Annotated in this window: 22 protein-coding genes; 6 read left to right on the forward strand and 16 right to left on the reverse strand. The window is 49.8% G+C overall.

The window, feature by feature from the left end:
* Positions 1-135 precede the first annotated feature (135 nt).
* Together cysN and fdxA are read left to right on the forward strand one after the other, a co-directional pair.
* A complete protein-coding gene (cysN, locus tag ACFQ2T_RS03965) occupies positions 136-1,410 on the forward strand; it encodes a sulfate adenylyltransferase subunit CysN (RefSeq protein WP_379030805.1) in 1,275 nt (424 codons plus the stop codon).
* Positions 1,411-1,516: 106 nt separating this feature from the next.
* Positions 1,517-1,840, forward strand: coding sequence for a ferredoxin FdxA (gene fdxA, locus ACFQ2T_RS03970; RefSeq protein ID WP_379030808.1), 324 nt, complete (start codon positions 1,517-1,519; stop codon positions 1,838-1,840).
* Positions 1,841-1,906: 66 nt separating this feature from the next.
* Here fdxA and rnhB read toward each other — a convergent pair whose 3' ends face one another.
* The 15 genes from rnhB to rpsB form a co-directional block, all read right to left on the reverse strand.
* On the reverse strand, positions 1,907-2,521 hold the full coding sequence (gene rnhB, locus ACFQ2T_RS03975) for a ribonuclease HII (RefSeq protein ID WP_379030811.1): 615 nt from the start codon (positions 2,519-2,521) through the stop codon (positions 1,907-1,909).
* The gene (lpxB, locus tag ACFQ2T_RS03980) at positions 2,518-3,684 is read right to left on the reverse strand and encodes a lipid-A-disaccharide synthase (protein ID WP_379030814.1); all 1,167 of its coding nucleotides are present in this window, start codon (positions 3,682-3,684) and stop codon (positions 2,518-2,520) included. Before lpxB ends, rnhB begins: the two co-directional genes overlap by 4 nt.
* A 9-nt stretch (positions 3,685-3,693) precedes the next feature.
* On the reverse strand, positions 3,694-4,473 hold the full coding sequence (gene lpxA / locus ACFQ2T_RS03985; protein WP_379033886.1) for an acyl-ACP--UDP-N-acetylglucosamine O-acyltransferase: 780 nt from the start codon (positions 4,471-4,473) through the stop codon (positions 3,694-3,696).
* 44 nt (positions 4,474-4,517) lie between these two features.
* The gene (gene fabZ, locus ACFQ2T_RS03990; RefSeq protein WP_379030817.1) at positions 4,518-4,982 is read right to left on the reverse strand and encodes a 3-hydroxyacyl-ACP dehydratase FabZ; all 465 of its coding nucleotides are present in this window, start codon (positions 4,980-4,982) and stop codon (positions 4,518-4,520) included.
* Between the two features lie 8 nt (positions 4,983-4,990).
* Positions 4,991-6,052 (reverse strand): UDP-3-O-(3-hydroxymyristoyl)glucosamine N-acyltransferase, encoded by a 1,062-nt coding sequence (gene lpxD, locus ACFQ2T_RS03995; protein WP_379030820.1) that lies wholly within the window; start codon positions 6,050-6,052, stop codon positions 4,991-4,993.
* Between the two features lie 44 nt (positions 6,053-6,096).
* Complete coding sequence (locus tag ACFQ2T_RS04000; RefSeq protein ID WP_379030822.1) at positions 6,097-6,594, reverse strand: OmpH family outer membrane protein; 498 nt, start codon at positions 6,592-6,594, stop codon at positions 6,097-6,099.
* 52 nt (positions 6,595-6,646) lie between these two features.
* On the reverse strand, positions 6,647-8,968 hold the full coding sequence (gene bamA / locus ACFQ2T_RS04005) for an outer membrane protein assembly factor BamA (RefSeq protein ID WP_379030825.1): 2,322 nt from the start codon (positions 8,966-8,968) through the stop codon (positions 6,647-6,649).
* 11 nt (positions 8,969-8,979) lie between these two features.
* Positions 8,980-10,356, reverse strand: coding sequence for an RIP metalloprotease RseP (rseP, locus tag ACFQ2T_RS04010; RefSeq protein WP_379030828.1), 1,377 nt, complete (start codon positions 10,354-10,356; stop codon positions 8,980-8,982).
* Positions 10,353-11,561 (reverse strand): 1-deoxy-D-xylulose-5-phosphate reductoisomerase, encoded by a 1,209-nt coding sequence (ispC, locus tag ACFQ2T_RS04015; protein ID WP_379030831.1) that lies wholly within the window; start codon positions 11,559-11,561, stop codon positions 10,353-10,355. Before ispC ends, rseP begins: the two co-directional genes overlap by 4 nt.
* A 9-nt stretch (positions 11,562-11,570) precedes the next feature.
* The gene (locus ACFQ2T_RS04020) at positions 11,571-12,398 is read right to left on the reverse strand and encodes a phosphatidate cytidylyltransferase (protein WP_379030834.1); all 828 of its coding nucleotides are present in this window, start codon (positions 12,396-12,398) and stop codon (positions 11,571-11,573) included.
* 12 nt (positions 12,399-12,410) lie between these two features.
* On the reverse strand, positions 12,411-13,175 hold the full coding sequence (gene uppS / locus ACFQ2T_RS04025; RefSeq protein ID WP_379030837.1) for a polyprenyl diphosphate synthase: 765 nt from the start codon (positions 13,173-13,175) through the stop codon (positions 12,411-12,413).
* 27 nt (positions 13,176-13,202) lie between these two features.
* Positions 13,203-13,760 (reverse strand): ribosome recycling factor, encoded by a 558-nt coding sequence (gene frr / locus ACFQ2T_RS04030; RefSeq protein WP_379030839.1) that lies wholly within the window; start codon positions 13,758-13,760, stop codon positions 13,203-13,205.
* 44 nt (positions 13,761-13,804) lie between these two features.
* On the reverse strand, positions 13,805-14,521 hold the full coding sequence (gene pyrH, locus ACFQ2T_RS04035) for a UMP kinase (protein WP_379030842.1): 717 nt from the start codon (positions 14,519-14,521) through the stop codon (positions 13,805-13,807).
* Positions 14,522-14,653: 132 nt separating this feature from the next.
* The gene (gene tsf / locus ACFQ2T_RS04040) at positions 14,654-15,529 is read right to left on the reverse strand and encodes a translation elongation factor Ts (protein WP_379030845.1); all 876 of its coding nucleotides are present in this window, start codon (positions 15,527-15,529) and stop codon (positions 14,654-14,656) included.
* A 140-nt stretch (positions 15,530-15,669) separates the two neighbouring features.
* On the reverse strand, positions 15,670-16,425 hold the full coding sequence (gene rpsB / locus ACFQ2T_RS04045) for a 30S ribosomal protein S2 (RefSeq protein WP_379030848.1): 756 nt from the start codon (positions 16,423-16,425) through the stop codon (positions 15,670-15,672).
* Positions 16,426-16,813: 388 nt separating this feature from the next.
* Between rpsB and dhaL the strand changes: the two genes are divergently transcribed.
* Both dhaL and dhaK read left to right on the forward strand, forming a co-directional pair.
* Positions 16,814-17,449 carry a dihydroxyacetone kinase subunit DhaL gene (dhaL, locus tag ACFQ2T_RS04050; protein ID WP_379033888.1) on the forward strand — a complete coding sequence of 212 codons (636 nt, stop codon included), beginning with the start codon at positions 16,814-16,816 and terminating at the stop codon, positions 17,447-17,449.
* A gap of 51 nt (positions 17,450-17,500) precedes the next feature.
* The gene (gene dhaK, locus ACFQ2T_RS04055; RefSeq protein WP_379030850.1) at positions 17,501-18,499 is read left to right on the forward strand and encodes a dihydroxyacetone kinase subunit DhaK; all 999 of its coding nucleotides are present in this window, start codon (positions 17,501-17,503) and stop codon (positions 18,497-18,499) included.
* A 25-nt stretch (positions 18,500-18,524) separates the two neighbouring features.
* Here dhaK and glnE read toward each other — a convergent pair whose 3' ends face one another.
* Positions 18,525-21,257 carry a bifunctional [glutamate--ammonia ligase]-adenylyl-L-tyrosine phosphorylase/[glutamate--ammonia-ligase] adenylyltransferase gene (gene glnE, locus ACFQ2T_RS04060; protein WP_379030853.1) on the reverse strand — a complete coding sequence of 911 codons (2,733 nt, stop codon included), beginning with the start codon at positions 21,255-21,257 and terminating at the stop codon, positions 18,525-18,527.
* 121 nt (positions 21,258-21,378) lie between these two features.
* On the opposite strand from glnE, the gene acs reads away from it, so the two are divergent.
* Positions 21,379-23,355: an acetate--CoA ligase gene (acs, locus tag ACFQ2T_RS04065; RefSeq protein WP_379030856.1), complete on the forward strand. Its 1,977-nt coding sequence runs from the start codon at positions 21,379-21,381 to the stop codon at positions 23,353-23,355.
* A gap of 167 nt (positions 23,356-23,522) precedes the next feature.
* Positions 23,523-25,097: a peptide chain release factor 3 gene (locus tag ACFQ2T_RS04070; RefSeq protein ID WP_379030859.1), complete on the forward strand. Its 1,575-nt coding sequence runs from the start codon at positions 23,523-23,525 to the stop codon at positions 25,095-25,097.
* Positions 25,098-25,127: the final 30 nt, after the last annotated feature.

Below are 25,127 nucleotides of genomic sequence, written 5' to 3' on the forward strand. Positions count from 1 at the left end.
GAATCGATTGCAGCGTTGCGCGGTGCTCAAAATACTCATGTACTTTTTGTACATTCCGTTTTTTGCGCTCCGTGCGCCTTGCACTCACTTTCATAAAATGAATTTTTCAAGCATTTTTAATGATTGAGAATAGACATGACAAACAAACATAACGACTCATTATTGCGGTTTATGACTTGCGGCAGCGTGGATGATGGCAAAAGCACCCTGATCGGTCGCTTGCTGTACGACACCAAAACCATCCTGACTGATACGCTCAGCAATATTGAGCGTACCTCGAGCAAACGCGGTATGGAAGCCGTAGACCTGTCATTGCTGACGGATGGCTTGCAAGCAGAGCGCGAGCAAGGGATCACCATTGACGTGGCTTACCGTTATTTCAGCACCGGCACGCGTAAATACATCATTGCCGATGCGCCTGGTCATGAGCAATACACCCGCAATATGGTGACTGCCGCGTCAACCGCCAACCTGGCGATCATCCTGATTGATGCGCGTAGAGGGGTGTTGACGCAGACACGCCGTCATAGCTACCTGGCGCATCTGGTCGGTATTCCGCACATTGTGGTCGCCGTGAACAAGATGGACCTGGTGAATTATGACCAGGTCGTTTATGAGAAGATCAAGGCAGATTACATTGCTTTTGCCAGCGAAATTGGCCTGGCGCAGGCGCGCGATATCAAGTTTCTGCCGCTGTCTGCCTTGAATGGCGATATGCTGGTAGACCGGCTGGACAATATGGATTGGTATCAGGGCGAAACATTGCTGGAGATTCTGGAAGATGTACCTGCTGCGCATAGCGAGCAGGCGGAAGCCTTCCGCTTCCCGGTACAGTTTGTCTGCCGTCCACATGATTCCGCCAACCCTGAGCTGCATGATTTCCGTGGCTTTATGGGCCGCGTAGAATCAGGCGATATTGCAGTTGGTGATGCAGTGACCGTGTTGCCGAATGGCTACCAGTCAAAAGTGAAAGCCATACAATTGGGTAACGAACAATTGCAAAGCGCGCAAACGGAACAAAGTGTTACCCTGTTACTTGAAGACGAGATTGATACGTCGCGTGGCGACATGATAGTGAAAACGGCTGAAGTGATAGAGCCGGTGAAACAGATTGAAGCTCACGTGTGCTGGCTGTCTGAAACGCCGCTGTCTACTGCGCGCACTTACATCGTACGCCATACCAGTCGCGAATCAAAAGCCAAGATCGGCAGTATTCAATACAAGGTAGATGTGAATACCCTGGAACAACAGGCCACTGCCGATCTTAAAATGAATGATATCGCCCGTGTCAGTTTTAAACTGGCGCAGCCGTTAATGGTGGATAGTTACGACAAGAATCGTGCGACTGGTGCTTTTATCGTGATTGACGAAAGCAGTAACAATACCGTTGGCGCTGGCATGATTGTTTGATTAAACACAAACGCCGCATCGTCAATTAGACTAATTTGCCATAAAATAGCGTATTGGCTGACCCTAATATTTTGGCTGGAAACCAAGCCTCAAAGGATTTTAAAATATGACATATGTAGTAACCGAAAATTGTATTCAGTGCAAATATACCGACTGCGTAGATGTCTGCCCGGTAGACTGCTTTGTTGAAGGCCCTAACTTCCTCGCCATTAACCCGGATGAATGCATCGATTGCACCCTGTGCGTGGCAGAATGCCCGGCTGAAGCCATTTTCTCCGAAGATGATGTCCCGGCTGACCAGCAGCATTTTATCGAGCTGAATGCGCGCCTGTCGCAAGTATGGCCTGCGATTACTTCCAGAAAAGACCCATTACCGCAAGCGGATGACATGAACGGAAAACCAGGAAAAACCGAATTACTGGTTGAGTAAGAAACTTGCTTCAAACAAAAAACCGCTCAATTGAGCGGTTTTTTTGTTTTTTAAGACTTAAATTTATTAGCTTGGTGTAATAGCCTGATTGCCTAAATTCACCACCAGCAGCTTTTTGACAGGCGCATAACTGCGGCGGTGTTCAGCCGTTACACCAAATTCTGCAAGACGCTCCAAATGCAAAGCTGTCGGGTAACCTTTATGCTGGGCAAAGCCATACTGGGGGTATTGTGTATCGAGTTCCAGCAAAGAAGCGTCCCTGGCTGTTTTCGCCAGGATAGATGCCGCTGAAATTTCGGCGACTTTGCTGTCACCTTTGACGATGGCTTCACAGGGTAAATCAAACTTTGGACTACGATTGCCATCCACCTGGATCAAGGTGGCATGCATACCAAAATCTGTCACCATTGCCAGGTAGGCGCGCTGCATCGCCAGCATGCTGGCTTGCAGGATATTGATTTCGTCGATTTCCTGCGCGCTGACACTGGCGATTCCCCATGCCATGGCATGTGCCTTGATTTCAATCGCGAGAGCATCACGTTTGGCTTCAGAGAGTTTTTTGGAATCTGCCAGCCCGAGTATGGGGCGTTCAGGGTTCAGGATGACAGCTGCGGCATACACCGCACCCGCTAATGGCCCCCTGCCCGCCTCATCAATGCCGCATAGCCTAAGTAAACTCATGCGGCAGGTAAAAACTGTTTGATGACAGCGGCGGCTTTTTGCGCACTGTTCTGTTTTAGCTGGGCATGGATATTGCGGTATTTCTCCCGTAATTCGGTTAAACCGGTTTTATCTGCCAGCAAGTTATACAGCGTCTGTGCGATTTGTTCTGGATTAGCGTCTTTTTGCAATAACTCCGGCACAATGAATTCGCCAGCCAGTATGTTGGGCAAGCCGACATAGGGTTGCAGCCGCATGCGTTTCAGCAACTGCCAGCTCATATTAGACATCTTGTAAGTGATGACCATAGGCTTCTTGAGTAAAGCAGCTTCAAGTGTAGCGGTACCTGAGGCTACGACGATGGCATCGGCAGCGATCATGGCCTCATGTGCGTGCCCGAACATGATTTGCATATCAATCTGGACGTCGGGCTTTTGTGTCAGCAATTGATGCCAGGCATTCTGGAAAATATCACGCGTTTCACGCGTGACCAGTGGCACCAGAAATTGTACATTCTTGCCATTCTCGCGCATCAGGCGTTCAAACGAAATCGCGCTCTCCAGCATGAGTTCGGCATGAAAAATCACTTCTGACTGGCGGCTGCCTGGCAGGAGTGCAATCACTACGCTATTCTTTTTCAATTTGAGTTTTTCACGCATCTGCGGCACGTCCGGCTCCATAGGCAGCGCATCAGCCAATGGGTGGCCGATATAGGTCACAGGAACGCCTATCTGCTGATAGAGCGCGGGCTCAAAAGGGAACAACGCCAGGATGTGCGACACTGCGCGTTTGATGCTATGAATACGGTTTTTACGCCATGCCCAGATGGACGGACTCACATAATGGATGGTGGCGATGCCTTTGGCCTTGAGCTTCTTCTCCAGCCAGAAGTTGAAATCAGGTGCATCAATACCAATAAAGACATCCGGTTTTTGTTGGAGTATCTGCTTGAGTAATTCCTTGCGTAATTTCAGCAGGCCCCACAGATGCCTGAGCACTTCCAGATAACCGCGTACAGAAAGGCGTTCTATCGGGTAGAGCGATTTCGCGCCAAGACTCATCATTTTGGGCCCGGCGATACCGAAAATCTCGATATCGGGATGCAGTGATTTCAGTTCCTGGATCAGGTGATAACCCAGCAAGTCACCGGAGGCTTCCCCCGCCACCATTGCAATCTTCGCCATATTTTTGAATTAACGCACAATGCCGCGCGTGGTTTGCGCGAGGAAACGGGTCATCAGGCCAATCTCGGGACAAGTCTGTTCCATGGTGGCCAAAGCCACTTTTGCCTCTTCGAATGACAGGCCCTGACGATACAGTACTTTGTAAGCACGCTTGATCTGCTGGATCGCTTCTGCACTGTAGCCACGGCGCTTCAAGCCTTCGGCATTGATGCCATGCGGTTGTGCATCGTAGCCAGCGGCAGTGACATAGGGCGGAATATCCTTGAACACCACAGAACCAACAGCAGTAATGATATGTTCGCCGATCTGGCAGAACTGGTGTACCAGGGTGAAACCACCGAGGATGGCATAGTCGTAAATCGTCACATGTCCGGCCAGGGACGAGTTATTGGCCATGATGGTGTGGTTACCGACGATACAATCATGCGCAATATGCACATAGGCCATGATCCAGTTATGGTCGCCAATTTTAGTGGTGCCTTTATCCTGAATGGTGCCGCGGTTGAACGTACAAAACTCACGAATGGTATTGTGGTCACCGATTTCAAGCAGGGTTGGTTCGTCTTTGAATTTCTTGTCCTGCGGTTTTGCACCCAGGGAAGAGAATTGAAAAATCTCGTTGTGTTTGCCGATAGTGGTCGGTCCTTCGATCACCACATGTGAGCCGACTTTTGTTCCGGCATCAATACGCACACCGGCGCCGATAGTCGTGAAAGGCCCCACTTCCACTGAACTATCCAGTTCAGCTTTGGGATCAATAATGGCAGTAGGATGGATCAGGCTTTGCATCGTTATTGTGTGCTGCATACCGCCAGCAGAACGGAGATAAGAGGTTATTTTTCAATCGCTTTGAGAATACACATCATGTTGGCTTCAGCCACCACTTCGTCAGCTACTTTGGCCACGGCATTGTATTTCCAGATCCCTTTCAGGATACGGTCAATTTTAACGTGCAGGATAATCTGGTCCCCTGGAGAAACAGGTTTCTTGAAACGCACGTTATCAATCCCGGCAAAGTAATACACAGAATCATTGGTTGGCTTGGTGTTCATGGTTTTGAACGACAGGATGGCTGCCGCCTGCGCCATGGCTTCAACAATCAGCACGCCTGGCATGACCGGATGGTACGGGAAATGGCCAGGGAAGTATGGCTCATTCACTGAAACATTTTTCAGGGCCACGATTTCTTTACCCAACTCTAGCGACAGTACGCGATCCACTAATACGAATGGGTAACGATGCGGCAAGTGTTCCAAAATCTCATGAATATCCATGCTATTCATTGCATTCTCAGCCATAAATTCTCTCAATCTTCTGTATGTTTTTTTATACTACTTATTGCTTGCTCAAGCTGCTTGAGCTTGAGGTTGGTTTGTTCCAAATGCCGGATATTTGCAGCTGTCCGCAGCCAGTCCTCATGTTTCTGGAAAGGCATCAGCGCGGTGTAGGTACCAGGTTGCTGGATGGACCGCATGATCATGGAACCTGGCGATATCGTCACGCCATCCACAATCTGCAGGTGACCCAGTATCATCGCGGCACCGCCAATCTTGCAGTGCTGCCCTATCACAGCGCTTCCGGCAATGCCCGTGCAGCCTGCAATCACGGTATGCGCACCTATGCGGACATTATGGGCGACCTGTATCAAATTGTCCAACTTCACACCGTCTTCAATGACAGTATCATCCAAAGCGCCACGGTCTATGGTGGTATTGGCACCGATATCAACATGGTTGCCTATGAGCACACGACCTATCTGCGGTATTTTAACCCATTGGCCTTGTTCTTCCGCATAGCCAAAACCATCATTTCCGATCACAGCGCCGGAAAAAAGGTGGCAATCGTGGCCAATCACAGTGCCATGCTTGACCACCACTCTTGGTTCCAGAACAGTATGGGCACCAATGGTGACATCATCTTCAATCACACAGCCTGCACCGATGCGCACTCCTTTGCCCAGGCTGACGCGATCACCGATGATGACCATTGCATCAACGGTCAGATCCGATGGCAACCTGGTTTCATAGCCAATGACAGCGCTGGCATGCACATGATGTGTATATTGCTTGGGCGGATTGAACAGCGCAGACAGCCTGGCGAAATAGGCGTAAGGGTTTTCAGTCAGTATGCATGGCAAACCAGTCAGGTGCTGGTGCTCGGGGCGCAGAATAACCGCCGTCGCCTGTGTGCTTTGCAGCGACTGCGTGTATTTGGTGTCATTGAAAAAACTGATGGACCCGGCTTGCGCATGCGCCAGTGACGACATGCGTGAGACTTGTATTTGCTGTGGGCTAACGGCAGACAGTCCGGCATTGACTTCGCCACCCAATGACGCAGCAATGTCTTGCAATGAAAAATGTTGCGCCATGGACTTGTTTGACCTTAAAAATGCTATCTTGCTTTATCGCAAGCTTACTTCTTGCCCAGAAGTTTGAGTACTTTATCAGTGATATCGATACGTTTGCTGGCGTAAGCAATGCCACTGTAAGCCACCAGGTCGTAACCTTCACTCTCGGCCACAGTTTGTACGGCTTTATTGATGCGCTCTTGCAATACCGCCAGCTCTTCGTTCTTGCGCAGGTTAATATCTTCACGCAATTCGCGCTGCTTGCTCTGGAACTCCAGACGCATATTATTCAGCTGACGTTCTTTGATGCGACGATCAGACTCATTGACGTTGCTACGTTCATGATCCAGCTGGGCTTCGATATCACGAATCTGCTTTTGCAGTTTTTCCAGATCCAGTGAGCGAGGGCTGAATTCTTTCTCCAGCTTTTTGCCTGTTTCAACTGTTTGCGGCGCTTCTTGCAGCAGCTTATCCACCTGCACGTAGCCGACCTTGAAATCAGCTGCCACAACTTGGCCGCTTAATAAAAACAGGCTTAGCCACAACATCAAAATATTTCTCATGCAGCCATTCCTTTCCGCCCGGGCATTGTTGCTGAATTAAGCCAGTCCGCCATTAAAACTGCTGTCCAAACTGGAATTGTAGTGTCTGTGTATCGTCGTTCTCTTTTTCTTTCAGCGGCTTGGCCAGCACCAGCTTCAGCGGACCAAATGGGGAAACCCATGTCACACCTACACCGGTAGAGAATCTCAGATATTCAGAACTGATGGGATCATTCTCACCGAAAACACCACCACCATCTACGAATGCACTTAACCTGAACTGGTTAGACTGCGACACAAAAGGCACCGGCATGAATAATTCGATATTACCCACCAAACGCTTGGTACCACCAATCGCAAAATCAGAGCCAGAAATCGGGTTAACATCACGCGGACCTAATGAAGAGTTCAGGAAACCACGCACACTGTTCACACCACCGGCATAGAAGTTCTTGAAGAACGGATAATTTTTACCACCGTAGGCTTTTGCATAACCGGCTTCGCCATTCAACATCAGGGTAAAATCTTTACCCATGTCTTTGAACCAGCTATGTTGGTAACTCATCTTGTAGTACTGCAGATCCAGCCCTGGCAATGAAACATCACCTGACAACCGCTGCAACACACCTCGTCTTGGGAAGAGGATATTATCCCTGGAGTCAAAGGTCCATCCAGCGTTTAAGACAATAGAGTTACTGCTACAACCACTGCTGTTTTCGCAGAATCTCAAGTACTGGATCGGGCTGTCAGCAGACAGATCCACACTGGTCATATCCAGTGTGACCCCGGCGCTGAGGAAGTCCATTTCAGATAGTGGCATACCAAAACGCATACCTACACCGTAAGACTGGCTATTGTAGTTACCCACGTTTAAAGTGGAGGAGTTTCTCCTGCTGGTATCCACATCGCGGCGATAGACATCAAAACCGCGGCTGATGCCATCCGGTGTGAAATACGGGTCAGTGTAAGACAGTGAATACACAGTGTTGTAGCTACTGGTGTTCACTTGCAAAGCCACGCGGTTACCAGTACCCAGGAAGTTAGGCTGGTTGACGTTAAAGCCCAGTACCACACCATCACTACTGGATAAACCGGCACCGAACTGCACGCTACCGGTCGCTTTTTCAGCTACTGTCACGGTCATGTCAACCTGGTCGTTAATGCCCGGGACGGATGGCGTTTCCAGTTCAACGCTGTCAAAGAAGTTCAGGCGCTGGATACGCTCTTTGGAACGCTTGATCTTGTCACCGGCATACCAGGCTGATTCCAGCTGGCGCATTTCGCGTCGTACCACTGCATCACGCGTTCTGGTATTGCCCTGTACATTGATACGGCGTACATACACCTTGCGACCCGGATCGACAAAGAAGGTAAAGGCTACTGTGTGCTCCAGCTTGTTGATTTCAGGCACCGCATTGACATTGGCAAACGCATAGCCTTCTTCACCGAGCTTGTCATTGATATTCTTGCTCGCATCAGTCACTTTTTGACGGTTAAATACATCGCCGTCTTGAATATTGATCAGTTTCCTCAAGTCTTCTTCAGGCAACAGCATTTCGCCAGCCAGCTTGGTTTTGCTGATGTTATATTTTTCGCCTTCAGTGATATTGACGTTGATGTAGACGTCACGCTTGTCAGGTGAAATCGATACCTGTGTGGAATCGATGGAGAACTCAAGATAGCCCTGGTTCATATAAAAAGAACGCAGTGCTTCAAGGTCAGCCGTCAGTTTTTGTTTGGAATACTGGTCATCCTTGTTCCACCAGCTCATCCAGTTTGGCGTCGTCAGCAAAAAGTTGGCGCGTAGATCTTCAGTGGTGAACAGGTGATTACCGACGATATTGATATCGCGGATTTTGGCAGCAGGGCCTTCTGTGATCTCAAAACGGATAGACACGCGGTTACGTTCCAGCGGACTGGAAGTGGCTTTCACCTCGGCACTGTATTTACCTTGCGACAGATATTGACGCTTGATTTCCTGCTCGGCCCGGTCGAGTTGTGCCTTGTCAAAAATCTGGCCTTCGGCGATGCCTATCTGTTTCAGGCCTTCTTTCATCTTATCCGTAGGGAAAGATTTGTTACCGCTAAAGTCAATCTGTGAAATGGAAGGACGTTCCTGCACTGTCACCACCAGTACATCGCCCTCATTTTCAATACGTACATCTTTAAAAAATCCGGTGGAATACAGGGATTTAATCGCCTGTGCGGCTTTTTCGTCGCTCATCACATCGCCTACCTGCATTGGCAGGTAATTGAACACCGTACCGGCTTCGGTACGTTGCAAGCCTTCGACGCGAATGTCAGAAATGACAAACGGCTCTGTCGCGTAGGCTTTCAGATGGATAATTGCTGTTAACAGGCACAACAATAACTTGGAACTAGACTTTATTCTCATTAACTATGCTCTCAACCTACCAGGTAACGATTAATGTCATTAAAAAACGCAATAAACATCAATGCACCCAATAACCCCAAACCAAGGCGCTGGCCAATCTCCAGAACCTTGTCAGGCAAAGGTTCTCCTCGAATCAATTCCGCCATATGATACAACAAATGCCCGCCATCCAATACTGGTATTGGTAGCAGATTCATGACTGCGATGCTGATACTCAGCAATGCGATAAACCCGATATAAGGCTTGAGGCCCAATCCGGCCGTTTCACCGGCTGCATCGGCAATACTGACAGGACCGCTGATTGATTTCAGGGACGCTTGCCCGGTCAGCATTTTACCTATCATTTTCAATGTAAAGACAATGGTTTCCTTTACCTTGTGCACTGCGCGGACTGCAGCTTCAGCCACTGTGTAGTGTCGTTCTACCCGGTAAGGCTTCAGGTCCACCGCATCCATATTGACCCCGGCACCCAGACGGCCAATCTTTTGCCCTGCTTCGACTACCGCTTCAGGCAGCAATTTAACCTGCAAGATTTCACCACTCCGCTGGTACTCCACTTTTAATGGCAGTGACGGATTGGCCCTGACCAGTTTGACGAACTGTTGCCAGTCTTCGACCGGTTTGTTATTCACCCTGAGAATATGATCGCCAATCTGCAATCCACTTTTTTCCGCAACCGAACCGGGCAGTACCTCGCCCACCACGGCAGGGATCACAGGCATCAGCATGGAAATACCTACCTTTTGCAAGACGTCGCCTTCAGGCTCGCCAGGCAACTTTGACATAGGCAACACATGTGTATGCGAGTCACCCTGCACTGTACGCGTCACCACGTTCAGTGAACGGTGTGCCATCCAGGCCTCGAGCAGTTGCCATTGGGCATCTTGCCAGGTGCCTATCGGCTTGCCATCCAGGGAAACAACCAGGTCGCCTGAGCGCAACTTTGCTTGTGCTGCCAGTGAGCCGGATTCAACCGGCCCGATGTAAGGTTTCAGGCCCACTTCGCCTTGCGCAATCAGGCCCCAGTAACAGGCAAAGGCCAGCAACAAATTAGCCAATGGCCCGGCGAATACTATCCACATTTTGGCAGCCACTTTTTGGCGGTCAAACGCGCGGGACCAGTCGGTCGTTGTGGCTGGAAGTTCGGTTGACGTGAGTGACTCGGTATCGCGGCTATCAAGCATTTTGACGTAGCCACCGAGGGGGATCCACGATAATACCCATTGAGTAGATTGCGGCGTGTGCTGATACTGGAGAACAGGTTTACCAAAACCAATTGAAAACTTGAGCACCCTGACGCCACAGCTGCGTGCCGCGAGATAATGACCGAACTCGTGTATGGTCACCAGCACGCCGATGGCAACGATAAATGCCAATGCTGACATCATAGCGCTACCGCTTTACAGGCATGGGTGATTGAGGTTTTGCTAATGGCCTTCTGGACACAGGCACGCGCCTGGGCATCGATTTCCAGCAATTGATCGATAGAAGTGACTTTTTCGACAGGCAGTTTTTGCAGCGTGTCATCCAGCAGGCGAGGGATATCCAGGTAATGAATGTCATCACGCAGGAAAGCCGCCACTGCTACTTCATTGGCCGCATTAAGCACGGCGGGTGCAGTTCCGCCTACAGCCAGGGCATCATAGGCAAGTTGCAGACAGGGGAAACGGTCAGTATCAGGTGCTTCAAATTCAAGTTTGGCGATCTCAACCAGACTTAAGGGCTTCACGCCTGAAGCAATGCGCTCCGGGTAACCCAGTCCATAAGCGATCGGCGTGCGCATATCCGGGTTACCCAATTGCGCCAGGATACTGCCATCAACGTAAGACACCATGGAATGAATCACGCTTTGCGGATGCACCACCACTTCAATCTGCTCCGGACGCGCATTGAATAACCAATGTGCTTCGATCACTTCCAGGCCCTTATTCATCAGGGTAGAAGAATCGACGGTGATTTTGGCACCCATCACCCAGTTTGGATGCTGCAGTGCCAGTGCTGGCGTCACTTCGCCCAGTTGCTTTTTGGTGTAACAGCGGAACGGGCCGCCAGAAGCAGTCAGGATAATCTGGTTCACACCTACTTCGGCCAGGTCATCATACGGCTGCCCGGGCATGGCCTGAAAGATGGCGTTATGTTCGCTATCTATCGGCAGCAGCGTCGCTTGCCCTTGCTTGACCGCATCCATGAATAACTGGCCAGCCATGACCAGAGTCTCTTTATTCGCGAGTAATATCTTTTTGCCAGACTTGGCAGCGGCCAGCACAGGTAACAACCCGGCAGCGCCGACAATGGCGGCCATCACGGCATGCACGGCTTCATGCGCCGAGACTTCGATCATGCCTTCCATGCCGGAAAGCACTTGAATCGTAAAACCTTCAGCCTGTAGTCGCTGGTGTAAACGTTGCGCAGCCTCTGCATCCTGCATCACTGCATATTGCGGCTGGTAGCGTACACACTGCTGCAACATAACGTCCACATTCTGGTGGGCGGTCAAGGCGAACACAGCATAGCGATCAGTATGCTGTGAAATCACATCCAGCGTCTGTTGCCCGATGGTGCCTGTACTACCCAATATGGTGACGTATTGCAAAGTGGCCTTTTAAAATGAGTAAGACTGTTGCCAGTAATGAAACCAGAACACCAGGCACAAACCGACCGGCAGCGCAGGAATCACACCATCAACACGGTCAAGAAATCCGCCATGGCCGGGCAAAAATTGCCCGCTATCTTTCAGGTTGGCGCGGCGTTTGAAAAATGATTCAAACAAATCGCCATAGATACCCACAATGGTGATCACCCACAGGCCTGGCAATACCCACCAGGTTGATACCGCACCGCTGGCTTTCAAAGTCACAGCATACACCGCTACGGCCAGCAAAGCACCCAGTACGCCTTCCCAGGTTTTACCCGGGCTGATCGCCGGAGCCAGTTTGTGCCGGCCGAACTGCTTGCCAAAAAAATAAGCCGCACTATCCGCCAGCCAGATGGTGGAGATAATCACCAGTAATACGTAAGGGTTAATTTCCTGCGCGGTCACCAGAGCCATCCACAATGACAGCATCAGACACCAGCCAAGGAAAAGATTCACCGCCTGCTGTTTAAAAAAGGTGTTAAAAAACATGGCCAATGGCACAACGATTAACCAGAAAAAAGTCATTCCCATAAATACTTGCAGGGCATGATAGAAAAACCAGTGGAACCCCCATTGCTGCAACAAAACCAGCATGCTGACGCCAATGATGGTTGAAAAGGCAAGATAAAAACGGGTTTGCATTGGGCTTAAACTCAAAAAACCGGCCCATTCATGTAAACAGACCAGCGTCAGCAACAGCATGGCAGATGCCCACCACATCATAGGCAAATAAAATAACGCCGGGAGAAATAGCCCCAGCAATACCACTGCCGTAATCACTCTGGTTTTCAACATAGAATCAATAAATTACGTCGCGCTACTATTAGTACTGAATTGTTCACTGGTGCGTCCGAAACGACGCTCGCGTTGACGGTAGGAAGCTAATGCCTCTTCAAACGCCGTATCATCAAAATCTGGCCATAAAGTGGGCGTGAAATAGAGTTCGGTATAGGCCAGCTGCCATAACAGGAAATTACTGATACGCGTTTCACCGCCGGTACGGATAAACAGATCAGGTTCCGGCGCATAAGGCATGGAAAGATAAGGGGTCAGGTCAGATTCGCTGATTTCTGTGACTGGCTCGGGACTGGCTTGCAATAGCGCATTCATCGCATTGACCACATCCCAACGGCCGCCATAGTTAACCGCAATAGATAATGTCAGGCCAGTATTAGCTGCGGTCTTTTGTTCAGCTTCCAGCATTTTCTGCTGCAATACTTCGTTAAACGGACTACGGTCACCAATCAGCTTGAGAATGACATTGGCTTCATGCAGCTTGCTGACTTCGCGTTCAAGTGCTTCCAGGAACAACCCCATCAGGAAGGTGACTTCATCAGAAGGACGACGCCAGTTTTCACTGCTAAACGCAAACAAGGTCAGGAATTTAATATCCAGGCGGACACAGATTTTCACCAACTGCCTGACGGACTCAAGGCCACGCTGGTGACCCGCTACACGCGGCAAAAACCTTTTTTTTGCCCAACGTCCATTACCATCCATAATCACCGCCACATGTTGTGGCAGCTCACCGGTGTCAGGGACTTGCTTGGTAGAACTGGAAAAGAAACCCAAAATATATACGCTCAGCCAGATGGCAGTTTACACCGCCATCAGATCCGTTTCTTTTTGCTGTAACAGCTTATCGACTTCTGCCACGGCTTTATCGGTCATCTTTTGCACTTCGTCTTGCGCCCTATGCTCATCATCCTCAGAAATCGTCTTGTCTTTGACCAGCTTCTTCAAGGCATCGTTAGCGTCGCGGCGCACATTGCGGATTGCCACTTTGGCGCCCTCGCCTTCGGTACGTACGATTTTAGTCAAATCGCGTCTACGCTCTTCAGTCAGCATAGGCATAGGCACACGGATCAAATCGCCGTTAGTCGCCGGATTCAGACCCAGGTCACTGTCACGGATCGCTTTTTCAACTTTTGCAATCATGTTTTTTTCGTAAGGCTGGACGTTGATGGTACGGGCATCACCCAGATTTACATTGGCAACCTGGTTAACAGCCACATATGAGCCATAGTATTCAACCATGACATGATCCAGCAGGCCTGCATGTGCGCGGCCAGTCCTGACTTTTGCCAGGTCGGCACGCAATGACTCCAGTGACTTCTGCATCTTCTGCTCGGCAGATTTCTTAATTTCTTCAACCATGTTTATTCTCCAATCTTGCTTTACTTCCACCCGCGTTCACGACATCAAGCCTCAACGCGTGTGCCTTCATTCTCACCCAGGATGATGCTCTTCAGGGCACCTTGCTTGAAAATACTGAATACTGCAATCGGCATCTTCTGGTCGCGGCATAAAGTAAATGCCGTGGCATCCATTACTTTCAGGTTTTTATTAATCGCTTCATCAAATGAAACATTGTCATAGCGTGTCGCAGATGGGTCCTTCTTAGGATCTGCCGTGTAGATACCATCGACCTTGGTGGCTTTTAATACGATTTCCGCATCAATTTCCACGCCACGCAATGCCGCAGCGGTATCGGTGGTGAAGAATGGATTACCGGTACCGGCGCCAAAAATCACCACTTTCCCCTCTTCCAGATAACGAATCGCTTTGCCACGAATGTATGGCTCAGCCACCGCTTCAATGTTCAACGCACTTTGCACGCGCGCAGCCACACCGGCATGCTTCATGGCATCCTGCAAGGCCATGGCATTCATCACCGTGGCCAGCATACCCATGTAATCAGCCGTTGCGCGGTCCATGCCTTCGGCCGCAGGTGCGATGCCGCGGAAAATATTACCGCCACCAATCACGATGCCAACCTGCACACCCATATCAACGATTTCTTTGACTTGCAAAACAATCGCATTCACCGTCTCGCGATTAATGCCGTAAGCATCATCGCCCATCAGCGCTTCACCGGATAATTTAAGGAGAACTCGCTTGAAAACAGGTTGTGCCATTGCTATTTTTCCCAAACTCAAAATGTGCCTATTTAATCACAAAACACGGTTTCTTGGGCTAGAAACCGACCCGTGAAGCATAAAAAAAGTGGAATCCGCAGATTCCACTTTTTAGATATTGCCTGATAGCAATTAAACTTTTGCTGCGGCAGCTACTTCAGCAGCGTAATCCACCACTACTTTTTCAATACCTTCACCAACGACATACATTGTGAATGAAGCAACACTTGCATTGTTATTTTTCAGCAATTGCTCAATCGACAGTTTGTCATCTTTCACAAAAGTCTGGCTCAGCAAAGTCACTTCTTTCAGGAATTTTTGCACAGTACCGTCAGCAATTTTTTCCAGCATTGCGTCTGGTTTGCCCGCTTCTTTCGCTTTTTCAATCGCTACGCGACGCTCTGCTTCGATCAAAGCCGCATCCACACCACTGGCATCCAGTGATTTTGGTTTAGCAGCAGCAATGTGCATCGCCAGGTCTTTGCCCAATGTCTCGTCACCACCAACCAGGTCCACCAGCACACCGATTTTGCTACCGTGTACATAGCTGTACAACTGGCCTTTGGCTTCAGTACGCACAAAACGACGTGGCGTAATGTTTTCGCCAATTTTACCAACCAGTTGCGCACGCACCGCTTCAGCAGTTTCACCACGCAGAGGCACTGAACCAACCGCTTCAATGTCAGCCGGGTTATTCTTGTTAACCACTTGTGCAAGGTCAGCAACGAACTTCAGGAACTCTTCGTTTTTGGCACAGAAGTCTGTTTCAGAGTTAACTTCGATCAGAGTACCCAGTTTGCCACCAGCAGCGATGCTGATACCAACAGTACCTTCGGCAGCCACACGGCCAGCGGCTTTGCTTGCTTTGTTACCAAAACGCACACGCAGAATTTCTTCAGCACGCGTCATATCGCCTTCAGCTTCAGTCAATGCTTTTTTACAGTCCATCATTGGGGCATCGGTGCGCTCACGTAACTCTTTCACCATGCCTGCGGTAATTTCAGCCATTTACTACTCCTTTTGTTAGGATTCCTGCTTGAGGATTTACTAAATATTCTTTATCAACAATACACTGACTGTGTGTCAGTCATATTGCACGCGATGCAATAGAAAAAGGGGCGCATAGCCCCTTTTTTCGCTGCGAGTGATTACTCGGCGACAGCCTCTGTAGGCGCTGCAGCTGGTGCTGTTTCTTCTTGCGCTGCTTTCACGATTTCAGAAATCGCGTTAGCACGGCCTTCCAGCACTGCATCAGCCATACCACGTGCATACAAACGAATCGCGCGGGATGAGTCATCGTTACCAGGAATCACGTAAGTGATGCCATCTGGTGAGTTGTTGGTATCAACGATACCAATCACTGGAATACCCAGTTTACGTGCTTCAGTGATTGCGCCGCTTTCATGACCAACGTCAATCACAAAAATCGCATCTGGCAAGCCGCCCATCTCTTTAATGCCACCGATGGAACGCTCCAGTTTTTCGATTTCGCGTTTGATGCCCAACGCTTCTTTTTTGCCGAATTTGTCGATGCTGCCATCTTGCATCATGCTTTCAAACTCAGTTAAACGCTTGATAGATTGTTTAACAGTTTTGAAGTTAGTCAACATACCGCCCAACCAGCGGTGGTTAACGTATGCGCAGCTAGCACGCTGTGCTTCTTCTTTAACGATGTCGCGGGCTTGACGCTTGGTGCCTACGAACAGGATACGGCCCTTGTTGGCTGCCAGAGTACGCACGTATTTTTGTGCATCTTCAAATAATGGCAGGGTTTTTTCAAGGTTAACAATATGGATTTTGTTACGATCGCCAAAAATGAACTCAGCCATTTTCGGGTTCCAGTAACGAGTTTGGTGACCAAAGTGAACACCAGCCTCCAACATTTGACGCATAGTCACTGACATAATAAGTCTTTCTATTTCAAAGGGTTATTCATTCACATGCATTCAATAACACCCTTGCGGGCACCCTATGTGAATACATGCCAAGTTAATTGACAAAAAAGTCAATCCGCAATTATATGGTAGAAAACGCTTGTTTTCAAGCACTTACCACGATAATTCATGCGGAATGGGTGTCCCCGTCAGGACTCGAACCTGAAACTAGCCCTTAGGAGGGGCTGGTGATATCCTGTTTCACCACGAGGACAGCGACGGTATTTTAAACGCTAGCGAGTAAAACACCTAGCGCGGCAGACGAAAAAACAGGCTTTTACTGCATGATCGCCGTTGCGTAACTGTTTCACCTGCCAGCTCCCTGACTGGCACTATGGATGATGACACCACACTTATGATCAATAGCGACACCATCAATCACATGGCTGCAGCCATCCGTGCTGCTATTTTAGCGCATGAAGCCGACATCGAAAGCCTGGACCGGGAAATCGGTGACGGCGACCACTATATCAATATGAAGCGCGGCTGTGAGGCGATTGCTACTATCTCGGCAGAACTAGCACCTTTATCGGCTGCCGATGCGCTGAATAAGATAGGCATGAAATTGCTAAGCACAATCGGTGGTGCATCCGGCCCCTTATTTGCCAGCTTTTTTATGAGCATGGGCAAAATTCTGAAGACGACCGAGACAGCAACCATCCAAGACATCGCCCTGGCTTTTGAGTCAGGCGTGCAGGCTATTATGCAGCGTGGCAAGGCACAGGCCGGTGAAAAAACCATGCTGGATGTATTGATTCCGGTTGCCGATACTTTCAAGCAACTGGCCGGGCAAGACAAACCAGCCAAAGAAATTGCCACAATATTAAAGACAGTCGCCAGCGAAGGGTTGGAATCCACACGCAACCTGCTTGCCACCAAAGGCCGGGCATCGGGCTTGGGCGAGCGCGCCATTGGCCATCTGGATGCCGGGGCTAAAAGCTGTGAAGTGATGATACACGCGGTGTGCGACCAGATCCTGGCAAAAGCGCATTAACCAACAATCAGTCTGCGATGCCAACATAAGCAAGCCCACGGGAGAATCAAAGTGAAAAAATTTCTGAATAATGTAGATCATATGCTGGCTGAAAGCCTGACCGGATTCGCCACTGCGCATGCCAATCTGGTAGAGGTGCAGTTTGAGCCCACTTTTGTCAAACGCAAACAGAAAGCGCAAAACAAGGTTGCCGTGATTTCCGGCGGCGGTTCCGGGCATGAGCCCCTGCATGCAGGCTATGTCGGCAAAGGCATGCTGGATGCCGCCTGCCCTGGCCAGGTATTCACTTCCCCCACACCAGACCAGATGCTGGCGGCTGCAGAAGCAGTGCATGCTGACAAAGGGGTGCTGTTTATTGTGAAAAATTATGCCGGTGACGTGATGAATTTTGAAATGGCGGCAGAAATGCTGTCATTTGAACATGCCACGATCTACACCTCAGATGACTGTGCCGTAGTGAACAGCACCTACACTACTGGTCGCCGTGGTGTGGCCGGTACCGTGATTGTTGAGAAATGTGTAGGCAGCCTGGCAGAAACCGGTGCAAATTTAGAAGCATGCAAAGTACTGGGTGAAAAAATCAATCTTCGCACATCCAGCATAGGTGCAGCGTTGACCAGTTGTACGGTGCCGGCTGCGGGCCGCCCTACTTTTGATATTTCAGACAGCGACATTGAAATGGGTGTTGGCATTCACGGTGAACCAGGCCGCCGACGGGAAGCGATGCGAGAGGCAGATGCTATTGTCAATGATATGGTGGCTGCGATTGTGCATGACATTGAAGCTAAACAATTGCCGTTAAAGGGTGAAATTCTATTACTGGTGAATGGCCTGGGAGCGACGCCATTAATGGAACTGTATTTGATATACAACACCGCCGCCAAACTGCTCAAAGAAAAAGGCTTTACGGTCGCCCGCAGCCTGGTCGGCAACTATATTACGGCGATTGATATGGCGGGCGCATCGATTAGTGTTTGCTTACTGGATGATGAAATCAAGCAGCATTGGGATAGCCCGGTGCATACCGCCGGATTACGTTGGGGTGCGTAAGAATCAGAGTTTTCTCCCTGCCAGCCTAGGATTCAAATACCGCCTGCCATAACGCAATCACCGGTTTCTGCAATGGCTCTGCCAATGCTTTATCCACCTTTTCTGGCTCGCCTTGTAATTTACTGGCGTGTATCCAGGCACGATACTGGCGATAAGATTGTTGTACTTGTTCGGCCAGTACAGCATTAATCAATCTGTTTTCTGCCAACACACCGAGTAAAGCAATGTTACCGATATTCTCGGTCAGTTTTGGATAGTCAGCCGCATGCAATAACACCAGGTATTGCACCATAAACTCAACATCGATAATGCCGCCAGCTTCATGCTTCAGGTCAAACAGGGCAGGATCAAAACGATGCGAGGCACGCATTTTCTGGCGCATATCCAGTATCTGCTGCTTGATCTCTGCCTGCTTACGTTTTGTTTTTAGCAGCTGCAGGCGGATACGCTCAAACTGCTCGCCGACATTGGCCTCCCCGGCGACAAAACGTGCACGGGTAATCGCCTGGTGCTCCCATACCCAGGCTTTGTTTTTCTGGTATTCCTCAAATGCAGTAACGCTGCTCACAAGCAGGCCGCTATTGCCATCCGGCCGCAATTGCAGATCGGTGTCATACAGCAAACCCGCATTGGTGATGGTGTTGAACCAGGTATTCAGCCGTTGCGCATAACGCGCATAGACTTCCTGCGCGTTATCGGCATCATCGTCATACAGGAAAATAATATCCAGGTCGGATAAATAGCCCAGCTCCTTGCCACCCAGCTTACCGTAGCCAATCACTGCAAACTGTGGCGTTTCTCTATGCTTGAACGAAATATTCTGCCAGACAGTTTGCAGGCTGACCTGTAAGACCACTTCAGCCAGCGCACTCAGGTCATCTGAGATCGCTTCCAGCGGCAATGCAGTCATCAGGTCTTGTGCGGCGATTTTCAGTACATTGGCATGCTTGAAGTGGCGCATGGCATCCATTTGCGCTTCAACATCACCCGCCAGATGCGTCATATGCTGGATTAACTCGGTTTTTAATTGCGCCGCATCCAGTCGTTTAAACAGGGTTTGTTTGTTCAGTAACTCGTCAAGCAACACCGGGTGCGCAGACACATATTGTGCAATCCACGGGCTGGCCGCACACAGTTTCACTATCAATGCCAACGCATCGGGGAATTCAGCCAGCAAGGCCAGGTAGCTGGCACGGCGGCAGATACTTTCCAGTAAATCCAGCGTACGTATCAATGCCGTGTCTGGCGCTATGCTTTGTTGCTGTATCGCCTCACGCAGTAGCAACGGCATCAGTTGATCTAGGCGACGTTTGCTCTGCTCGGGTAATTGCTGGATTCTCTGGCTGGCACGCGTGGTTTGCAATAGTTGGACGATATCGGCAGGCCGGGTATAGCCCTTTTCCTGCAACCATTGCCCGGCTTCACTCGCCGCAATCGTACCCTGCCAGATGGCAACTTCCTGTTCCAAATCGTTCGCTTGCGGATCATTACTTTTCTGATCCTTAAAAGTATCATCAAAGAATCGCTGCACCCTATCCCTGTGCTGATTCAGCTCGACGATGAAACCTTCCCAGCTTTCATGTTTAAGCATACATAACAGGTAGCCACGATAGGTTTCAGAATCCGGCAGATCCTGCGTCTGCTGATCATCGATATACATCAACCGATGCTCCAGGTTACGCAGGTAGATATAACTTTCTGTGAGTGCTGCGACATCTTCCGCAGGCAACATGCCGCGTTCCGCCAGACGCGCCAGCACAGCCAATGTTGGTTTGATCTGCAAATCCGGCAACTGCCCGCCACGGATCAACTGGAACACCTGTGCAATAAACTCAACTTCGCGTATGCCACCGCGACCCAGCTTGATATTGTTTGACATGCCCCGCTGCACCACATCGCGCTGGATTTGTGTTTTCAGGTCACGCATTGAGGCATAAGCATTGAAATCCAGGTATTTACGGAATACAAATGGCCGGATGAGCTTATTCAATGCTTGGGCTGGCCCATAGACCACTCTCCCCTTAATCCAGGCATAGCGCTCCCACTCACGTCCGTAATTCTGGTAATAATCTTCCAGCGCATCAAGGTTACAAACCAGCGCACCTTCAGAACCATAGGGACGCAAGCGCATATCCACGCGGAACACGAAACCATTAGCAGTCACATCATCCAGCGCCACAATTAATTTTTTACCCAGCCTGGTAAAAAAATCCTGGTTGCTGATGGATTTTTCACCATCGGTGTCGCCTTCATGCTCATAGGCAAAAATCAGGTCTATATCGGAAGACACATTCAGTTCACGCCCGCCAAGCTTGCCCATGCCAACAACGATCAATTGTTGAGAATGACCTTGCGCATTACGCGGTGTACCATAAGTCTTGGTCAGTTCTGCATGATAGAAATCTGCCGCCGCGGCAATCGCAGCTTCCGCCAGTGCACTGGTGGTCTCCACGACCTCTTCAAAATCAGCCAGACCATTCAGGTCGCGCACTATCATGTGCGCCATCAACCGTTGGCGTATCTGCCTGATTTGTTGCAAAAAAACCGTTTCTACCTGATTTTTTTCATTGGCAAACAGCGCCGCGACATCTTCAGTCTTATAGGTCTTGTATAAGTTATCTAACAGATCAGTCAGGGAATCTGTATTTCTTGTAACGAATCTGGCAAAAAACGGGCTGCATGCCGCCGCATGTAGCAAATAGGCCGCTTCTGTGGACGGCACCTGCTTTTCTGTTAGAATTTCGGCAAGCTGTTGCATGAGATATCGCTTTTATGAGGGTGTTTTGTGTGCTCGGAGAGTTGGTCAATCAGAACCAGAATAATAATACCTGAGGTTCACTCAGACTTTCATTTTTTGACATCGATTTTTGGGGGACGCTATGTCTATCGAATCTGTACTTCATGAACACCGCGTGTTTGCACCGGGCGCAGCTTTTTCCAGCCAGGCAGCCGTGGGCAGCATGGAGGAATACAACCGTTTGTGCAAAGAAGTTGCACAGGACTACGAAGGATTCTGGGCCAATCTGGCACGCGAATTATTGATCTGGCACAAACCATTCACCAAAACCCTGAATGAAGAGCAGGCGCCTTTCTATAAGTGGTTTGAAGATGGCGAATTAAACGTTTCTGCCAATTGTCTCGACAAGCATCTGAACACCATTCCGAACAAGACCGCCATTATCTTTGAAGCGGATAACGGCGACGTTAAAAACGTCACTTACAAAGAGCTGTACCACCAGGTTTGCCAGTTTGCCAATGGCCTGAAATCACTCAACCTGGTTAAAGGTGATCGTGTCATTATCTACCTGCCTATGGGCATTGAGGCGATTGTTGCCATGCAGGCGTGTGCACGTCTGGGCATTATTCACTCTGTAGTATTTGGCGGCTTTTCTGCAAAAAGCCTGAACGAGCGCATTATTGATGCCGGTGCTGTCGCAGTCATTACCTCTGATGGTCAATACCGTGGTGGCAAAACACTGCCATTGAAACAAGCAGTCGATGAAGGCATAGCCATGGGTGGCTGTGACAGCATCCGCAATATCGTTGTATTCAAGAAAACCGGCCAGGATGTGGCATGGGACAGCAAATGTGCTTGGTGGCATGACCTGATCGCAGGAAAACCTGACGAGTGCGAGCCAGTGATGGTAGATGCCGAGCATCCTCTCTTCTTGCTGTATACCTCGGGTTCCACCGGCAAACCGAAAGGCGTACAACACAGCTCGGCGGGTTACCTGCTGCATGCCATGAACACCATGCGCTGGACATTCGACATCAAGCCGGACGATATCTACTGGTGTACCGCCGATGTGGGCTGGATTACCGGCCATAGTTATGTGACCTACGGCCCATTGGCGATGGGCGCGACGCAGATCGTGTTTGAAGGTATCCCTACTTTCCCTAACGCCGGCCGTTTCTGGGAAATGATACAGCGCCACAAGGTTAGCGTGTTCTACACTGCGCCGACCGCGATTCGTTCACTGATTAAAGCTGGTGAATCTGATGCTGCTACGCATCCAAGCAAGTATGATTTATCCAGCTTGCGTTTATTAGGCACGGTAGGCGAACCAATCAACCCTGAAGCGTGGATGTGGTACTACGAGCAAGTCGGCGGCAGCCGCTGTCCTATCGTGGATACTTTCTGGCAAACCGAGACCGGCGGCCATGTGATTACGCCGTTGCCAGGCGCGACCAAGCTGGTGCCGGGTTCCTGTACCCTGCCCTTCCCCGGCATTGATATCGATGTGGTGGATGAAACCGGTAATGACCTGCCTTGGGGTACAGGCGGCCTGCTGGTGATCAAAAAACCTTGGCCATCGATGATACGCACGATCTATAACGACCCAGAACGTTTCAAAGCCAGTTACTACCCGGCTGAACTGGGCGGAAATATCTACCTGGCGGGTGATGGCGCGGTGCGTGATGCCACTACCGGCAATTTCACGATTATGGGCAGGATAGATGACGTATTGAATGTCTCGGGCCACCGACTCGGCACCATGGAGATTGAATCGGCACTGGTGGCAAATCCTCTGGTCGCAGAATCCGCCGTGGTGGGTAAACCGCATGCGATTAAAGGCGAATCTGTAGTGGCGTATGTGGTGCTAAAAGGCAAGCGTCCGGAAGGCGAAGAAGCCAAGAAAATCGTCGCTGAATTGCGTGAATGGGTAGGCAAGGAAATCGGTCCAATTGCAAAGCCGGACGAAATCCGTTTTGGAGATAATTTACCAAAAACGCGTTCAGGGAAAATCATGCGCCGCTTGCTGCGTAGCCTGGCGAAAGGGGAAGAAATCACGTCTGATATTTCAACCCTGGACAACCCGGCGATTCTGGAACAGTTGAAACAGCCAGTCAGCTAAGCCAGGCTATAAATACAGAATCACCCTGTGGAAGGCCTGATTATTCTGGTGGTATTTATCGCAATTGCGGTTTTCCTGATGCGAAAATAGCAATCAGCTTACTCACAGCCATCCCCGTCAGGCAAATAGGTTAAAATAGCGGCTTTTAAACGAGCCGCTATTTTTTCATGTCCAGTTTGCAGCAAGAAGTCCAACGCCGTCGCACCTTTGCCATTATTTCTCACCCGGATGCGGGTAAAACCACGCTGACTGAAAAACTGCTGTGGTTCGGCGGCGCGATCCAGGTCGCCGGTGAAGTGCGTGGCCGTAAAGCTGCGCGCCATGCCACGTCTGACTGGATGGAGCTGGAAAAGCAACGTGGTATTTCAGTCACCTCTTCCGTGATGCAGTTTCCCTACCGTGAGCATATGGTCAACCTGCTCGATACGCCAGGCCATGATGACTTCTCTGAAGATACCTATCGTACGCTGACAGCGGTTGACTCGGCAGTGATGGTGATTGACTCAGTCAATGGCGTAGAAGCGCAAACCATCAAGCTGCTCAACGTCTGCCGCATGCGCGACACGCCTATCATCACCTTTATCAACAAGCTGGACCGCGAGAGCCGCGCACCAATCGAGTTGCTGGACGAGATTGAAACCACTTTAGGCATGGAATGCGCGCCTATGACCTGGCCTATCGGTATGGGTAAAACTTTCCGTGGTGTGTATAACCTGGTGACTGACAGTATTCTGTTTTTCGATCCACGTGCTGAAAAAGGGACTTCAGAAACCATTCAAGGCATAGACAATCCGCGCCTGGATGAACTAATCGGTTACCAGGCAAAAGAATTACGCGTAGATATTGAACTGGTGCGTGGCGCCTCTAATGAGTTTAACCAAGAGCGCTATTTAAATGGCAAGCAAACACCGGTATTTTTTGGTTCTGCCGTGAATAACTTTGGCGTGCAATCCCTGCTCGACGCAGTCGTAGACTTGTCGCCACCACCACAGGCACGTAACACAGCGACACGCTCAGTAGCAGCCAATGAAGAAAAGTTTGCCGGCTTTGTATTCAAGATCCAGGCCAATATGGACCCGAAACACCGTGACCGCATTGCATTCCTGCGCGTGTGTTCCGGCCGTTTTGAACGTGGCATGAAAATCAAGCAAGTTGCTTCCGGCAAGATGCTTAACGTCAACAACGCCATCACCTTTATGGCGCAAGACCGCACCATTATGGATGAAGCGTATTCCGGCGACATTATTGGCATTCCCAACCACGGCACGATTAAACTGGGCGATACGTTTACTGAAAGCGAAGCGCTGAAATTTACAGGTATCCCTTCATTTGCACCGGAGTTCTTCCGCAGAGCACGCATCAAGAACCCGATGAAAATGAAACAGTTGCAAATCGGTCTCAAACAATTGTCCGAAGAAGGCGCAGCGCAGCTGTTCCGTCCATTACTCTCAAATGATTTGATTCTGGGTGCGGTAGGTATGCTGCAGTTTGAAGTGGTGTCACATCGCCTGGAACATGAATACGGTGTGGATATGATCTTCGAACCTTACGACTGTTACACAGCGCGCTGGCTGAAAGGCTCAGATGCCGACCTGAAAGCGATTGCTGACAAGTACGGTTTTAACGTTGGCCTGGATAGTGCAGATGATTATGTCTACCTGGCGCCTAACCGTGTGAACCTGCAAATGGCGCAAGAGCGTTACCCGGATATCCAGTTTATGGAAACACGGGAAATCGCCTAAGAAAAAATTATCTAAGCCTAAGTAATTTCG

It is taken from the genome of Methylophilus flavus (assembly GCF_042678905.1).
GTDB lineage: Bacteria > Pseudomonadota > Gammaproteobacteria > Burkholderiales > Methylophilaceae > Methylophilus > Methylophilus flavus.

What these genes read in the sequence shown, in the direction of transcription:
- acs (WP_379030856.1), top strand. Translation starts at nt 21,379, where the DNA reads ATGTCTATCGAATCTGTACTTCATGAACACCGCGTGTTTGCACCGGGC.
- rpsB (WP_379030848.1), bottom strand. Translation starts at nt 16,425, where the DNA reads ATGTCAGTGACTATGCGTCAAATGTTGGAGGCTGGTGTTCACTTTGGT.
- bamA (WP_379030825.1), bottom strand. Translation starts at nt 8,968, where the DNA reads ATGAGAATAAAGTCTAGTTCCAAGTTATTGTTGTGCCTGTTAACAGCA.
- frr (WP_379030839.1), bottom strand. Translation starts at nt 13,760, where the DNA reads ATGGTTGAAGAAATTAAGAAATCTGCCGAGCAGAAGATGCAGAAGTCA.
- lpxB (WP_379030814.1), bottom strand. Translation starts at nt 3,684, where the DNA reads ATGGCGAAGATTGCAATGGTGGCGGGGGAAGCCTCCGGTGACTTGCTG.
- glnE (WP_379030853.1), bottom strand. Translation starts at nt 21,257, where the DNA reads ATGCAACAGCTTGCCGAAATTCTAACAGAAAAGCAGGTGCCGTCCACA.
- ACFQ2T_RS04000 (WP_379030822.1), bottom strand. Translation starts at nt 6,594, where the DNA reads ATGAGAAATATTTTGATGTTGTGGCTAAGCCTGTTTTTATTAAGCGGC.
- pyrH (WP_379030842.1), bottom strand. Translation starts at nt 14,521, where the DNA reads ATGGCACAACCTGTTTTCAAGCGAGTTCTCCTTAAATTATCCGGTGAA.
- tsf (WP_379030845.1), bottom strand. Translation starts at nt 15,529, where the DNA reads ATGGCTGAAATTACCGCAGGCATGGTGAAAGAGTTACGTGAGCGCACC.
- rnhB (WP_379030811.1), bottom strand. Translation starts at nt 2,521, where the DNA reads ATGAGTTTACTTAGGCTATGCGGCATTGATGAGGCGGGCAGGGGGCCA.
- fabZ (WP_379030817.1), bottom strand. Translation starts at nt 4,982, where the DNA reads ATGGCTGAGAATGCAATGAATAGCATGGATATTCATGAGATTTTGGAA.
- rseP (WP_379030828.1), bottom strand. Translation starts at nt 10,356, where the DNA reads ATGATGTCAGCATTGGCATTTATCGTTGCCATCGGCGTGCTGGTGACC.
- ACFQ2T_RS04020 (WP_379030834.1), bottom strand. Translation starts at nt 12,398, where the DNA reads ATGTTGAAAACCAGAGTGATTACGGCAGTGGTATTGCTGGGGCTATTT.
- fdxA (WP_379030808.1), top strand. Translation starts at nt 1,517, where the DNA reads ATGACATATGTAGTAACCGAAAATTGTATTCAGTGCAAATATACCGAC.
- lpxD (WP_379030820.1), bottom strand. Translation starts at nt 6,052, where the DNA reads ATGGCGCAACATTTTTCATTGCAAGACATTGCTGCGTCATTGGGTGGC.
- cysN (WP_379030805.1), top strand. Translation starts at nt 136, where the DNA reads ATGACAAACAAACATAACGACTCATTATTGCGGTTTATGACTTGCGGC.
- ACFQ2T_RS04070 (WP_379030859.1), top strand. Translation starts at nt 23,523, where the DNA reads ATGTCCAGTTTGCAGCAAGAAGTCCAACGCCGTCGCACCTTTGCCATT.
- lpxA (WP_379033886.1), bottom strand. Translation starts at nt 4,473, where the DNA reads ATGCAAAGCCTGATCCATCCTACTGCCATTATTGATCCCAAAGCTGAA.